Source organism: Nocardia sp. NPDC057272, from assembly GCF_042668615.1.
In the GTDB taxonomy this organism is placed as follows: Bacteria; Actinomycetota; Actinomycetes; order Mycobacteriales; family Mycobacteriaceae; genus Nocardia.
In genome coordinates this window covers 82,103-96,569 of the sequence record NZ_JBHUYK010000005.1, presented here as the reverse complement: position 1 = coordinate 96,569, position 14,467 = coordinate 82,103, and the positions used below count along the sequence as shown (strand labels likewise).

Genomic DNA, 14,467 nt, shown 5'->3' with positions numbered 1-14,467 from the left:
CGCTTTGACGGCATCCGCACGGCCGCGTGCGTCAACATTCCGCAAAGGCGGCGCCGCAGGGCGCTAAGGAGTCGTAAGGAAACCGCGCCGAGCCCGAAATCGGCGTTTCACTCACCTCGGCGCTTCACCTCGGGGCGTCGAGGAGGTTGGAAATGTCTGTCGTGGTGTTCACGGTGCTCACCGTGGCGATCTTCGCGCTGCTGGGCCTGATCCAGCGGGGGGTGGAGAAGCTGTGATCGCGAACCTTGTCGGTCTGGTCCTGGCCGTTCTCGTCGCCGTCTTCATGGTCGCGGCGTTGCTCTTCCCCGAGAGGTTCTAGGTGAACACGACAACCGCGGGCATCGCCTTCGTGGCGGGCCTGGTGATCACGTTGGCCCTGGTGCACGTGCCGCTCGGCGACTACATGTTCCGGGTGTACAACGCCGGCAAGCACTCTCGCGTCGAGCGGCTGATCTACCGTGCCATCGGCGCGAAGCCCGAGGTCGAGCAGACCTGGCCGATCTACGCGCGCAGCGTGCTGGCGTTCTCGGCCGTGGGCATCCTGTTCCTGTTCTTCTTCCAGCTGGTCCAGGGCGCGTTGCCGCTGCATCTGAACGATCCCGGCACCGAGATGACCCCGGCGCTGGCGTGGAACACCGCGGTCAGCTTCGTCACCAACACCAACTGGCAGAACTACTCCGGCGAGTCCACCCAGGGACACCTGGTGCAGATGGCCGGTCTGGCGGTGCAGAATTTCGTCTCCGCGGCCGTGGGCATGGCGGTGGCGGTGGCCCTTGTGCGCGGTTTCGCCCGCCGGTACACCGGTGAGCTGGGCAATTTCTGGGTCGACCTGGTGCGCGGCACCCTGCGCATCCTGCTGCCGATCGCGTTCGTCTTCGCGATCGTGCTGGTCGCCGGTGGCGTCATCCAGAACTTCCACCTGCACGATCAGGTCGCCCAGACCGTCGGCGGCGCGCAGCAGACCCTGACCGGTGGTCCGGTCGCGAGCCAGGAGGTCATCAAGGAGCTGGGCACCAACGGTGGCGGCTTCTACAACGCCAACTCCGCGCACCCGTTCGAGAACGCGAGCACCTGGACGAACTTCCTGGAGATCTTCCTGCTCCTGGTGATCGCGTTCTCGTTGCCGCGCACGTTCGGCCGGATGGTCGGCAGCACCAAGCAGGGCTACGCGATCGTGGCGGTGATGGGAACGATCGCCCTGACCAGCATCACGCTGACCAACTTCTTCCAGCTGCGGGCCCATGGCACGGTGCCGACCGCGATCGGCGCGTCGATGGAAGGCGTGGAAACCCGGTTCGGCGTTGCCGATTCGGCCACCTTCGCCGGCGCGACCACCCTCACCTCGACCGGCGCGGTGAACTCGTTCCACGATTCCTACACCAGCCTCGGCGGCATGATGACGATGTTCAACATGCAGCTGGGCGAGGTGGCGCCCGGCGGTGTCGGCTCCGGTCTGTACGGCATGCTGATCCTGGCGGTGATCACGGTGTTCGTGGCCGGTCTGATGGTCGGTCGCACGCCCGAGTACCTCGGCAAGAAGATCACTCCGCGCGAAATCAAGCTGGCCGCTTCCTATTTCCTGGTGAGCCCGCTGATCGTGCTGATCGGCACGTCCGTTGCGATGGCACTGCCGGGACAGCGGGCGAGCATGCTCAACAGCGGCCCGCACGGACTCTCGGAAGTGCTGTACGCCTTCACCTCCGCGGCCAACAACAATGGTTCGGCCTTCGCCGGCCTCACCGGCAACACCGAGTGGTTCAACACCGCGCTCGGTCTGGCGATGGTGTTCGGGCGGTTCCTGCCGATCATCTTCGTGCTGGCGTTGGCCGGATCGCTGGCACGCCAGGGCACCACTCCCGCGTCGATCGGCACGCTGCCGACGCACCGGCCGCAGTTCGTCGGCATGGTCGTCGGCGTCACGGTGATCCTGGTCGCGCTCACCTTCCTGCCCGCTCTCGCGCTCGGGCCGCTCGCCGAAGGAATCCACTGACATGACAACTCCCACACTCCAATCCACGGTCACGCCGCGGACCAAGGGCGTGCGCAAGGGCGTCCTCGACCCGAAGCTGCTGCTCACCTCATTGCCCGACGCGGTCCGCAAGCTCGACCCACGCACCCTGTGGAAGAACCCGGTCATGCTGATCGTGGAGATCGGCGCGGTGTGGTCGACGATCCTGGCGATCGGCGACCCGACCTTCTTCGCCTGGGCCATCGTCGTCTGGCTGTGGCTCACCGTCGTGTTCGCCAATCTGGCCGAGGCCGTCGCCGAAGGGCGCGGCAAAGCGCAGGCCGACACCCTGCGAAAAGCCAAGACCGACACCGTCGCTCGTCGTCTGGCGGACTGGACACCCGGCGGCCGGATCATCGAAGAGCGCGTCGCCGCCACGGAACTGCGGCGCGGTGACTTCGTGGTCGTGGAGGCCGGTCAGGTCGTCCCCGGCGACGGTGACGTCGTCGAAGGCATCGCGTCCGTGGACGAATCGGCCATCACGGGTGAATCCGCACCGGTCATCCGCGAATCCGGCGGCGATCGCTGCGCGGTCACCGGCGGCACCACGGTGCTCTCGGACCGGATCGTCGTCGAGATCACCCAGGAGCCGGGCGCCAGCTTCATCGACAAGATGATCGCGCTCGTCGAAGGCGCGAGCAGGCAGAAGACGCCCAACGAGATCGCGCTCAACATCCTGCTGGCCGCGCTCACGATCATTTTCGTATTCGCGGTGGCGACCCTGCAACCCTTGGCGATCTTCGCCAAGTCGAACAACCCCGGCGTGCCGGACACGTCGGCGCTGGATGCGCACGGGATCACCGGCATCGTGATGGTCTCGCTGCTGGTCTGCCTCATCCCGACCACCATCGGCGCGCTGCTCTCGGCCATCGGCATCGCGGGCATGGACCGCCTCGTGCAGCGCAATGTGCTGGCCATGTCCGGTCGCGCGGTCGAAGCGGCGGGCGATGTGAACACCCTGCTGCTCGACAAGACCGGCACCATCACCCTCGGCAACCGGCAAGCCGCCGAATTCATCCCGGTGCCCGGCGTTCTCGACGACGAACTGGCCGATGCGGCACAACTGTCGAGCCTCGCCGACGAAACACCGGAGGGCCGCTCGATCGTCGTGTTCGCCAAGGAGGTGTTCAACAAGCGCGAACGCAGCGCGGGAGAACTGCCGGGCGCGACGTGGGTCGAGTTCACCGCACAGACCCGCATGTCCGGTGTCGACCTCGCCGACGGGCACCAGCTGCGCAAGGGCGCCGCCGGCGCTGTCACCGAATGGGTTCGCGCCCAGGGCGGTTCGGTGCCGAGCGAGGCGGCCGCGATCGTCGACGGCGTCTCCGCCTCCGGGGGCACCCCGCTGATGGTCGGTGAGCTCCGCGACGGAACACCGCGGCTGCTCGGGGTGATCCACCTCAAAGACGTTGTCAAACACGGCATGCGGGAACGCTTCGACGAGATGCGCCGCATGGGCATCCGCACCGTGATGATCACCGGCGACAACCCGTTGACCGCCAAGGCGATCGCCGACGAGGCGGGTGTGGACGACTTCCTCGCCGAAGCCACGCCGGAGGACAAACTCGCCCTGATCAAGTCCGAACAGGACGGCGGCCGCCTGGTCGCGATGACCGGCGACGGCACCAACGACGCCCCGGCCCTGGCTCAGGCCGATGTCGGCGTCGCGATGAACACCGGCACCTCGGCCGCCAAAGAGGCGGGCAACATGGTCGATCTGGACTCGGATCCGACCAAGTTGATCGAGATCGTGGAGATCGGCAAGCAGTTGCTGATCACCCGTGGCGCGCTCACCACGTTCTCCATCGCCAACGACATCGCCAAGTACTTCGCGATCATTCCCGCGCTGTTCGTGGCGCTGTTCCCCGGTCTGGACGCACTCAACATCATGCGCCTGGCCAGCCCCCAGTCGGCGATCCTGTCCGCGGTCATCTTCAACGCGATCATCATCGTGGCGCTCATCCCGCTGGCGCTGCGCGGTGTCAACTACCGGGCGAGCAATGCCTCGGCACTGTTGAGCCGCAACCTGACGATCTACGGCCTCGGCGGCATCATCGCGCCGTTCGCCGGGATCAAGCTCATCGATCTGCTCGTCCAACTTCTCCCCGGGATGGCCTGAAATGCGCATGTCGACCTGGATCCGGCAGCACCTGGCCGCGCTGCGCGCCCTGCTCGTGCTGACCGTGATCACCGGAATCGTCTATCCCGTCGCTGTTTTCGCGATCGCCCAGCTGCCGGGGCTCAACGAGAACGCCGAAGGCTCGCTCCTCGAGCGGGACGGAGAACTGGTCGGCTCCAGCCTGATCGGGCAGTCCTTCACCGATGCCGACGGCAAGGCGATGGCGCAGTATTTCCAGAGCCGTCCCTCGGCCGCGGGCGAGGGCTACGACCCGCTGTCCACCGCCGCGAGCAATCTCGGCCCGGAGGACATCGTCGACACCGCCGACCGCACCAGCCTGCTCACCACCGTGTGCACCCGGTCGAAGGAGGTCGGCGACCGTGAGGGGGTCGACGGCGCCCGCCGGTTCTGCACGAAAAATGGTGTGGGCGCCGTGCTCTCGGTGATCGGGCCGCGTGACGCGGACGGTGATGTGTCGCAGCCGGTGCAGGTGGTCAGTGTCAACGAACTCTGCCCCGCGCGACCGTTCCTGACCACCTTCCGCGGTGTCCCCGTGGAGTGCGCGAAGGAGGGCGAAGACTACGCCGTCGGCCGGATCATCCCGATCCTCGGCGACGCACCGGCCGAGGCCACGGTCCCCGCCGACGCGGTCACTGCGAGCGGCAGCGGACTCGACCCGCACATCTCTCCCGAGTACGCGGCCATCCAGGTCGAGCGGGTCGCGAAGGCGCGCGGCCTCACCGCCGACCAGGTGCGCGAACTACTCGCCGCGCACACCGACGGGCGCACGCTCGGATTCCTCGGTGAGCCACGGGTGAACGTCGTCGAACTCAACCTCGATCTCGACGCCCGCTACCCGTTCGCGGGCTGAAGCACAGCAATCGGGGCCGCAACCATCGCAGGTTGCGGCCCCGATTCCGCGCTCTACTCCTCGTCGGTGATCAGAGCCCAGCCCTCGGGCAAGCCCGTCACGGTCACCGCCGAGCCGCACACCTCGAGATCCACCGTCACTCCGTCGCCGAGCCGGAACTCCGACATCCGCACACACCCCCAGGCCGGGGGAATCTGCGGCCGCAGCGTCAACGTCCTGGCCGGCACATCGGGATCGAGCCCGAGGAACGACCGAACCAGCAGCAACGGTGCCGCACTGGCCCAGGCCTGGGGCGAACACGACGTCGGATACGGCACGGGCGCGGCGAATCTCGCACGCGGGAAGCCACAGAACAGCTCGGGCAACCGGCCGTCGAACGCCGCGGCGGCATCGAGCAGACCACCCGACAGCTTCGTCGCCAGTTCCACCGCGCCCGGCACATGCTGGTATCGCATCAACCCGGCGACAGCGATCGCCGTGTCGTGCGGCCAGATCGACCCACAGTGGTAACTCATCGGGTTGTAGGCGCCCATATCGGAAGCCAACGTCCGCAGCCCGAAGCCCGAATCCATCTCCGCCCGGGACAGGTTCCGGATGAGGATCTCGGCGTGCTCGTCGGTCGCGATGCCCGACCACAGACAGTGCGCCGCATTGCTGGTCAGCGCGTCGACCTGCCGTTTACGTCCGTCCAAGGCCACCGCGTACCACCCGTAATGGGGTAGCCAGAACTGTTCGGCGAACTTGGTTCGCAACTCGTCGGCCCGCTCCCGCATTCGCACGGCCAGCTCGGGGTCGTCGAACTGGTCGGCGAGCTCCGCACGGGCCAGGAACGCTGCGTACACATATCCCTGGACCTCGGCCAGCGCGATCGGGGCCTCGGCGATATGTCCCGCGGCGTCGTTGATTCCGTCGAAACTGTCCTTCCAGCCCTGATTGATCAGGCCGCGATCGGTGGCGCGCACATATTCGACGAAACCGTCGTCGTCGCGGTCACCGAAATCGGTGATCCAGCTGATCGCGGCGTCGGCCGCGGGCAGCAGGGTGGCGATCGACGCGGGATCGGCGCCCCATCGCAGACATTCGGCGAGCAGCATCACAAAAAGCGGTGTGGCGTCGACGGTTCCGTAATAGATCTGTCCGCCCAGCACCTGCCCGACCGAGGGACCGCGCCGCATCTCGTGCATGATCCGGCCCGGCTCCTCCTCGACGAGAGGATCGATCGTCTGCCCTTGCAATTCGGCCAGCTGCTGCAAAGTGCCCAGTGCCAGATCGGTTTCCAGCGGCAGCGACATCCACGCCGTGAGCAGGGAGTCCCGGCCGAACAGCGTCATGAACCACGGCGCACCCGCGGCCACGAAGGGCCGGTTGGTACCCGAATCGGTGTGGATCTGCAAGGCGCCGAGATCGCTTTCGGTGCGCCGCAGGATCTGGTTGAGCAGGCCCGAATCCGCGGAGATATCGGTGGCGGTGGCTCGCCAGGCCTGAATCTTGCGCACGGGCTCGCTGGCCCGATATCGCTCGCCTGGTGTCCCCGCGATCTGCGGGCGTTGCGCGGCGCCCGCAGGCTGGGCGGTGATCTCGGTCTGCCAGCGTCCGCCCGCGGGGACCACGACCCGCCAGATCATGGTGCCGGGCAACACCATCGGCTCGACGGTCGAGGTGAGCGCGAGCCCACGCGACAGATCGGCGCGGTCGTGCAGCAGCAATTCACCGTCGGTGGTGGTCATCTCCGCCCGGCGGCCGTGGGTCCGGCCTTCCTTGACCGCGAACAGGTCGACGAAATCGGCGTCGACGTGCAGTTCGAGCACCACCGCTGTCGCCTCACGGCTCATGTTCTCCAGCGTGATCAGCTCGTGCATGCCCTCGGCAACGAGCCGATCGCGCACCACGAGCAGGGTGCTGTCGGCCCGACCCTGTTGCGGCGGCCTGCGCAGCACGAACCGTGCCGCGAAGGCCTCCGGGCTCAACACCGACAGCGCCTCGGGCCGTTTGCCGTCGATCATCAGCTCCCAGCGCGAGATCACCCTGGCGTCACGGAAGAACAGGCCCTGCGGCTTACCCGGCTCGATATCGCCGAGCCGGTCGGACAGGCAGAACGTGCCGCCTTCGACAAGGGTGATGTTGCCGCCGCCGCCACCGAGCCCCGCGGGTTCCCCCGCGTTGAGGGGGCTCGGCGCCGAGGCGCTGTCGGTGCTCATGCGCGCCCGTTGGCCGCCACCCCGACGGGCATCGGCATCGCATACGCGGTGTCGTACCCGATCGTGGTGCGGGCGAGCAGTTCCCGGTACACCTGCTCGTAGCCGCGGCCGAGGGTGTCGGCGCTGAAGTTGTCGACCACGTGCTTGCGGCAGACCGCAGGATCGTAGGTCTGAACTTCGGCGATGGCCTCGGGCAGCTCGGCCGGATCGTCACAGATCCGCCCGGTCACCCCGTCGACCACCACTTCGCTCACCGCACCGCCACGCAACGCGACCACCGGCGTACCGCAGATCATCGCCTCGATCATCACCATGCCGAACGGCTCCTCCCATCGAATGGGGAACAGCAGACACTTAGCTCCGGAGAGCAGCTTACGCTTGGCGGCCGCGTCGGCGAGACCGAACATCTGATCCTGATCGGTCATCCGCGGCTGCACGAACTTCTCGAAATAGGCCTTCTCCGGCGGCTCACTGCACTTGCCCGCCAGGATCAGCGGCATGCCGGCGGCGTGGGCGGCGTCCAGCGCCAGATGCGGGCCCTTGTCGTCGCTGAACCGGCCGAGGAACAGCGCGTAGTCCTGCTTCTCGGTCTGGAACGGCCACTGATCAGGACGCAGCGCGTTGTGGACCCGGCCCGCCCACGGCAGATCGGGCGCCAGCGCGCGCTGACGGTCGCTGATCGCGACGAGCGAGCACTCCTCGCCCAGTTCCTTGTAATAGCGGTAGCAGTCGTCCTGCACCGGGCCGTGCACGGTGACCACTGTCGGCAGCCCGAGATTGGCGTAGGCGGGCGCGTTCAGCGGGCCTGCGAACGTGTGGTCGTGAACCAGGTCGATGCCTTCGGTATCGGCCAGCCGCTCGATGGCGCGGCGCACCCGCAGCGCGTGCACGATTTCCGGGAACGGGTCGCCCAGCCGTTCGGGCTGGATCCGGTCCCACAGCGGAACGAAATCCGCCTGGGTACCGTCGACACCCGCACCGAACAGGGTGACGTGATGGCCCCGCTCACACAGGGAGTCGACCAGATCGGCGACTACGGCCTCGACGCCGCCGTAGGCCTTGGGTGGAACGTCGAAATACGGTGGAACAACCATCGCGATCCGCAGGGGACCACCGTGGTGATCGATCGAATAGAGATCGGACGCGGACAAACCGGTCGGCGACATTGCCGACGTGTCTGTACTCATGACCTTCCTTCCAGGGACGCAACCTCGCAACACTTGCGCGAACAAGAGATGGCCGCCTCGGCGGAGGTGGAGACGAGAGCTTCACCGCCGTCCATGGGGCATGGTTGGCCTGGCCAGACGCGATGCGCACCGTTTCGGGTGCCCGTCTGAACAGAGGGGCCGTCAAGGAACGTACCCCGCTACCGCAGAGTAAACCAGCGTGTTGCTGGAAATGTTCTATATCGATTCCCTACCACGGCAGGAGATTACGCGGTCAGAGGCGGTCTACGGCGTACAGATTTCCTGTCCAACCGAATCGAGGCACGGAATATTGCCGAACTCCCGAATAGTGGCCCTGCCCTGACCGTGCATCAGGTAGTCGATGAACTGAGCCGCTAGCGAATCACCGGCCACCTGCCCGTGCGTATCGGCGTACTCCACCACTGTGAGCGGGTACGTCCGCATCTTCATGGTGTCCTCCGACGCGCTGACCCCGTCCAGCGCGACGAGTTTCACCTCACCGCTGACCGCCGAAGTCTCCATGTACCCCACCGCGCCTGGGGTCCGGGCGACGAACGATGCCACCCCCTCGGTGGTCTTGACCTCGCATTGTTCGCCCTCCGATGGCCTTCCGGCGCACGGGATGAACGGGAACACCTTGCGGTTACCTTCGAGCAACCGATTCTCGAGCGCCGTTCGGGTGCCGGAACCCGCCTCCCGGTCGATCAGCACCACCGGCTGATCGGGCCCACCGATCTGGTTCCAGTTCTTGATGTTTCCCCGGTACAGATCACGGACCTGCTGCGTCGTGAGATTCGGCAGCTCGACACCCGGGTGGGTCACGATCGAGAAGGAACTGAGAGCCAATTGATACTCGATCAGTTTGTCGAAGCCGTTGCCCTTGGGACCGTCACTGATCGCGAGCATCTCCTGCGTCGGGCCGGTCTGGACCAGCTCGACGAGCCCGTCGGAGGTTCCCGCGAAGTCGAAGGTGAATTTCGCTCCGGTGCAGGTCTTTGCGTAGTTCTGCGCGGCCGTGCGAATCATCGGCGCCATCGCGGTGGAACCGACCAGGGTGAGCTCACCCTCCGCGCAGTCGCGCGGTGGCGGGTCCGGCTGCAGGGCGAGTACCGCTTGCACCGCGATCAGCGCGACCAGGAATCCCGTCAGCGCCATCAGTTTCTTCGACGGGCCGGAGTGACTCGTGGTCTCGACGACCTTGCCCCGCTTGACCCGCCCGGTCAGCACCGGTTCCGCCGGCTCCCCGTCACCGTGTACCCGCTTCAGCACCGCGAGAATCTTGTAGTGCTGGCGTCGTTCGAGCTGCACCTTCGGCAGATCGATGATGCCGGCGAAGTTCTCGCCCTCGCCTCTGGCCCGCTTGCCGATGCCCGATCCGGGGCCGAGATTGTCGGAGAGCGGCCCGTCCAGCTCGGTCACCGCCAGACCGATGACCTCACGGCCGGGGAACGTGACATGAAGTCCGACACGTGGATCGGTTCCACTCATCGTGTAGTCGTCGGGGTCGATGGCGAGCGTGCCGCTGTTCTCGATGCGGACCAGCACGACCGACAGCTTGGACAGGTCCAACTGTGGCCCACCGGCTTCCGGGGTGCTCAGATTGGCCAAGGCGCCGACCAGCGACGCGGTGTCCGTCTCGCCTGTCACCGGCGTGTCCATCTGGAAGCGGTACCCCAGCCGACGCCGCCCGACCAGGACGAATTCGCGGACGAACGCCGCCGAGGCCACTACGAGGCCGATCGCGGACAGGATGAGCTCCACCGGAATATCCATCAATCCCCCACTAAACAAGTTCGATCAGCGAGTTGATGTGTACCAGGCGGGATTCGGCCGATCGGAGATCGAAATCAGTTGTTGGGCAAGACTTCACCCATTCGATTCCGAACACCAGGCGAGCAGCTCCTCGACCGGCCAGGTATCGATCACCTTCTCGGCCGTCACTCCGTGCGCCAGCGCGCGCTCGCATCCGTACCCCTGCCAGGCCAGCTGGCCCGGCGCGTGCGCGTCGGTGTCGATGGAGAACAGGCAGTCCATCTCGACGGCCAGCTCGATCAAACGCCCGGGTGGATCACGGCGTTCGGGGCGGCTGTTGATCTCGACGGCGGTGCCGTAGCGACGACAGGCTTCGAAGACGAGTTCGGCGTCGAACGACGACTCCGGACGGGTGCCGCGAGACCCTTCCACCAGGCGACCGGTGCAGTGGCCCAGGATATCGACGTGGGGGTTCGCGACGGCGTAGACCATGCGCTTGGTCATGGTGTCGCTGTCGTCGCGCAGGTGCCAGTGCACGCTGGCGACAACGACATCTAGGCGTTCGAGCAGATCTGCTCGCTGGTCGAGGGTGCCGTCGTCGAGGATGTCGACCTCGATACCGGTGAGGATTCGAAACGGCGCCATCTGCTCGTTGAGTTCGGCGATCACGTCGAGTTGGCGCAGCAGCCGGTCGGCGGACAGGCCGTTGGCGACCTTGAGACGCGGCGAATGGTCTGTCAGCGCACAGTATTCGTGGCCGAGCGCGGCCGCGACGCCCATCATCTCGGCGATCGGGCTTCCCCCGTCGGACCAGTCCGAGTGGGTGTGCAGATCACCGCGCAGCGCCTTGCGCAGCTCCTCGCCCGCGGGCGCGATCGGCTTCGCCTGTGCGCGGAGCTCGGCAAGATAGCCGGGAACCTCACCGGCACAGGCCTGTTCGATGATGGCCGCCGTCTTGGGCCCGATTCCGGCGAGCTCACGCCAACTGTGTTCGCGTGCGCGCGTGGCCACCTCGTCGTCGGCGAGCCCGGCGACGACATCGGCGGCCCGGCGGTAAGCCTTCACCCGGTGCGTTTCGGCACGACCGCGTTCGAGCCAGAACCCGACCTCGCGCAGTGCCGCCACCGGACCCGGACTCGCCGCCGATGTCATCGCGGCTACTTGATCCGGCCGTACTTGAGGAACGCGACGCCGTCGGCGTACACCCGGCTGGTGATCACCCGGAACTTCTCCGGCGCGGGCAGTTTCGCCCCGCCGCCGAACAGCGGCCTGCCGGTGCCGAGGACCACCGGGTGCAGCTTCAGGAACACCTGGTCGATCTCGGGCAGCAGCGCCTGTGCCAGTTCACCGCCACCGCAGAGCCAGATCCCCAGTCCGTCTTCGCGTTTGAGCTCACGCACCGCGGCGACCGGATCCTCGGCGATCAATTCCACCCCGGGCGCGGGCGATTCGGGCAGCGTCGTGGACACCACGTACTGGCGCAGGTGCTCGTATGGGCTGGCGGTGCCGGTGCGTACCCCGAAGTCGTGGGTCTTGCGGCCCATGATCACGGTGTCGAAGTAGATGTTGCCCGCCGCGATCCCGCGCGCCTCGCGCACCTTGGTGGGCAGGGTTTCCGGGTATTGCGAGATGATCGCGGGCCCGTGATCACCGCCTACCGGGAAGAAGTCCAGCGTTCCGTCCTCGGCGGCGATGAAACCGTCGATTGTCGATGCCACGAAATAGGTCAGCTTGCGCATAACGTCCTCCCTGCACGGACCCGGTCTGTCACGACCTGTCAGAGGAAACGTTAGCGTGCCCGGATCAGCGGCGGCGCGGCTTCCGTTGACACTTCGGACAGGAAAACGACGACCGATTCATGAACTGTTCCCGCACCAGCAGCGTCGCACACCGATCGCACGGTTCGTCCTCGCGCCCGTAAGCGGCCAGTGACCGGGAGAAATAGCCGGATTCGCCGTTCACATTCACGTACAGGGCGTCGAAGGAGGTGCCACCGACGGCCAGCGCTTCGGTCATGACCGCGCTGACCCCGTCGAGCAGGGTACGCACGACCGGGCGGGTTAGTTCGGCGGCGACGCGGGTGCCGTGCAATCCGGCCCGCCACAGTGCTTCGTCGGCGTAGATATTGCCGATGCCCGAGATGACCGTCTGGTCGAGCAGCACTCGTTTGATCTCGGTGTTCTTGGCGCGGATGGCCGCGACCACGGCCTCGCGATCGAACAGTGGGTCGAGCGGATCGCGGGCGATATGGGCCACGGAGTCGGGCACCACGGTCCCGTTCACCTCGACGAGGTCGGCCAGCGCCCAGCCGCCGAACGTACGCTGATCGACGAAGCGCAATTCGGCGCCGTCACCGAGCACGGCCCGGATGTGCGCGTGCTTCTCGACGGGAGCGTCGGCGGGCTGCACCAGCATCTGACCGCTCATGCCCAGATGCACGACCAGTGCGGTATCGGGCTCGTCGAAGGTGAGCCAGAGATATTTCCCGCGGCGCTGCGCGGAGTCGATCCGCAACCCGGTGAGCCTGGCCGCCAGATCAGCACCACCCGCGGCGTGCCTGCGCACGGCCCGCGGGTGGGTGACGGTGACGGTATCGATCGCCCGGCCGACGGCGTGATCGGCGAGACCACGCCGGACAACCTCGACCTCGGGCAGTTCGGGCACGGGTCAGGTGTTGTCTGTGGATTCGGCGGTCAACGCCTTGTAGGCCGTACCGGCAGCCTTCTGCTCGGCTTCTTTCTTGGACCGGCCGATGCCCGAACCGTACGGATGACCGGCGATCACCGTGGTGGCGGTGAACTCCTTGTTGTGGTCCGGTCCGGTGGAGGTGATCTCGTAGGCGGGCACACCGAGACCACGTTCGGCGGTGAGCTCCTGCAGGCTGGTCTTCCAGTCGAGGCCGGCGCCCATGCGGGGGCCGCGCTCGAGCAGATCGGCGAACAGCCGCAGCACCACACCGCGCGCGGTTTCGATGCCGTGCTCGAGGTGCACCGCACCGAGCAACGACTCCATGCCGTCGGCGAGGATGCTCGGCTTGTCGCGGCCGCCGGTGAGCTCTTCGCCCTTACCGAGCAACAGATACTGGCCGAGTCCGCCGTCGCCGAGACCACGCGCCACCTCGGCGAGCGCGTGCATGTTCACCACGCTGGCGCGCAGTTTCGCGAGTTCACCCTCGGACTTCTCCGGATGCTCGGTATACAGGCGCTCGGTGATGCTGAGGCCGAGTACCGAGTCGCCGAGGAATTCCAGGCGCTCGTTGGTCGGCAAACCGCCGTTCTCGTACGCGTACGACCGGTGCGTCAGCGCTAGGCGCAGAAGCTCCGGTCGTACGTCGACACCGAGGGCGGTGAGAAGGCTGGCGTGATCCGCCGCGCCTACATTGTCTTTACTGGCTGTCACGTTGCTAGGAATGATCTACAACGATCAGACTGCAGAGGTGACCTGGCGGCCCTTGTAGGTGCCGCAGGACGGGCACGCGATGTGCGGGAGGGTCTTCTCACCACACGCGCGGTTCGGGCAGGTGACCAGGGTCGGCGCGGTGGCCTTCCACTGGCTGCGCCGCGACCGGGTGTTGGAACGCGACATCCGACGCTTGGGAACAGCCACGGCTACTTCTCCTCTTGGTTTTCGCTGACTACACCGGCATCAGATGCCGCGGCAGCGGTTTGGTCTTGGTGGTGGAACCCTCAGGCGGGGTCGCCGGTACCGGGCTCGTCAGTGGCAAAATTCGCCAACTTCGCCCAGCGAGGGTCCAGTATCTCATGCCCATGATCAGGACCCGCAATCGCCATCCGCACACCGCACTCGGGGCACAGGCCCGCGCAGTCCGGCGAGCACAGCGGCTGCAGCGGAAGCTCCAGCCCGATGGCGTCGAGGATCACCGGCTCGAGGTCGACGAGGTCGTCTTCCATGCGGTAGACCTCGGCATCCTCGGTCGTCTGCTCGGTGGTGCTGTCCGGATACGCGAACAACTCCGTCAGACGAATCTCCACCTGGTCCTCGAACGGTTCGAGGCAGCGCGAGCACTCCCCGGCCGTCGGCCCGGACGCCGTGCCGGTGACCAGCACACCCTCCGAGACCGCCTGCAATTGCAGATCGAGTTCCACCTCGGCATCGGCCGGGATGGCGATCAGGTCGAGACCCAGCCGCTCATGGTCGGTGACCGTGCGACGCAGCTCCCGCATGGTTCCCGGCCGACGGCCGAGATTGCGGACATCCAGCACAAAGCCCGCCTCCGACACAGGACCACTGGTCTTGCGTGGACGCGCGGACGAACCGGAACCGGCGGACATCACGGACTCACTTACCGTCGAGGGGATAATGGGCAACCAC

13 protein-coding genes are annotated in these 14,467 nt (G+C 66.6%); 4 read left to right on the top strand and 9 right to left on the bottom strand.

Going from position 1 to position 14,467, the window contains the following annotated elements; genetic code table 11:
- Positions 1-152 precede the first annotated feature (152 nt).
- The 4 genes from ACFULV_RS09705 to ACFULV_RS09690 all read left to right on the top strand — a co-directional run bounded on the left by ACFULV_RS09705 (position 153) and on the right by ACFULV_RS09690 (position 4,998).
- The gene (locus tag ACFULV_RS09705) at positions 153-236 is read left to right on the top strand and encodes a potassium-transporting ATPase (protein ID WP_067449012.1); all 84 of its coding nucleotides are present in this window, start codon (positions 153-155) and stop codon (positions 234-236) included.
- Positions 237-319: 83 nt separating this feature from the next.
- The gene (gene kdpA, locus ACFULV_RS09700; RefSeq protein WP_378655068.1) at positions 320-1,990 is read left to right on the top strand and encodes a potassium-transporting ATPase subunit KdpA; all 1,671 of its coding nucleotides are present in this window, start codon (positions 320-322) and stop codon (positions 1,988-1,990) included.
- A gap of 1 nt (position 1,991) precedes the next feature.
- On the top strand, positions 1,992-4,127 hold the full coding sequence (gene kdpB, locus ACFULV_RS09695; protein ID WP_378655066.1) for a potassium-transporting ATPase subunit KdpB: 2,136 nt from the start codon (positions 1,992-1,994) through the stop codon (positions 4,125-4,127).
- A 1-nt stretch (position 4,128) separates the two neighbouring features.
- Positions 4,129-4,998: a potassium-transporting ATPase subunit C gene (locus tag ACFULV_RS09690; protein ID WP_378655064.1), complete on the top strand. Its 870-nt coding sequence runs from the start codon at positions 4,129-4,131 to the stop codon at positions 4,996-4,998.
- A gap of 53 nt (positions 4,999-5,051) precedes the next feature.
- On the opposite strand, the gene ACFULV_RS09685 is transcribed toward ACFULV_RS09690, so the two are convergent.
- From ACFULV_RS09685 to ACFULV_RS09645, 9 genes are all read right to left on the bottom strand, one after another.
- Positions 5,052-7,196, bottom strand: a complete 2,145-nt coding sequence (locus tag ACFULV_RS09685) for a glycogen debranching N-terminal domain-containing protein (protein WP_378626337.1) — start codon at positions 7,194-7,196, stop codon at positions 5,052-5,054.
- Positions 7,193-8,362 carry a glycosyltransferase family 4 protein gene (locus ACFULV_RS09680; protein WP_378628243.1) on the bottom strand — a complete coding sequence of 390 codons (1,170 nt, stop codon included), beginning with the start codon at positions 8,360-8,362 and terminating at the stop codon, positions 7,193-7,195. The genes ACFULV_RS09685 and ACFULV_RS09680 overlap by 4 nt, the downstream gene beginning before the upstream one ends.
- 285 nt (positions 8,363-8,647) lie before the next feature.
- The gene (locus ACFULV_RS09675; RefSeq protein WP_378655061.1) at positions 8,648-10,156 is read right to left on the bottom strand and encodes a PstS family phosphate ABC transporter substrate-binding protein; all 1,509 of its coding nucleotides are present in this window, start codon (positions 10,154-10,156) and stop codon (positions 8,648-8,650) included.
- Between the two features lie 93 nt (positions 10,157-10,249).
- Positions 10,250-11,287, bottom strand: a complete 1,038-nt coding sequence (locus ACFULV_RS09670) for a PHP domain-containing protein (RefSeq protein WP_378655059.1) — start codon at positions 11,285-11,287, stop codon at positions 10,250-10,252.
- 5 nt (positions 11,288-11,292) lie between these two features.
- A complete protein-coding gene (locus ACFULV_RS09665; RefSeq protein ID WP_378626333.1) occupies positions 11,293-11,874 on the bottom strand; it encodes a dihydrofolate reductase family protein in 582 nt (193 codons plus the stop codon).
- A 64-nt stretch (positions 11,875-11,938) separates the two neighbouring features.
- Entirely contained in the window at positions 11,939-12,799 is an 861-nt protein-coding gene (gene mutM / locus ACFULV_RS09660; protein ID WP_378626331.1) for a bifunctional DNA-formamidopyrimidine glycosylase/DNA-(apurinic or apyrimidinic site) lyase, read from the bottom strand.
- Between the two features lie 3 nt (positions 12,800-12,802).
- A complete protein-coding gene (rnc, locus tag ACFULV_RS09655) occupies positions 12,803-13,534 on the bottom strand; it encodes a ribonuclease III (RefSeq protein WP_378655056.1) in 732 nt (243 codons plus the stop codon).
- Positions 13,535-13,558: 24 nt separating this feature from the next.
- Positions 13,559-13,741: a 50S ribosomal protein L32 gene (gene rpmF, locus ACFULV_RS09650; protein ID WP_040708879.1), complete on the bottom strand. Its 183-nt coding sequence runs from the start codon at positions 13,739-13,741 to the stop codon at positions 13,559-13,561.
- An 80-nt stretch (positions 13,742-13,821) separates the two neighbouring features.
- On the bottom strand, positions 13,822-14,427 hold the full coding sequence (locus ACFULV_RS09645; protein WP_364401610.1) for a DUF177 domain-containing protein: 606 nt from the start codon (positions 14,425-14,427) through the stop codon (positions 13,822-13,824).
- Between the last annotated feature and the right edge of the window lie 40 nt (positions 14,428-14,467).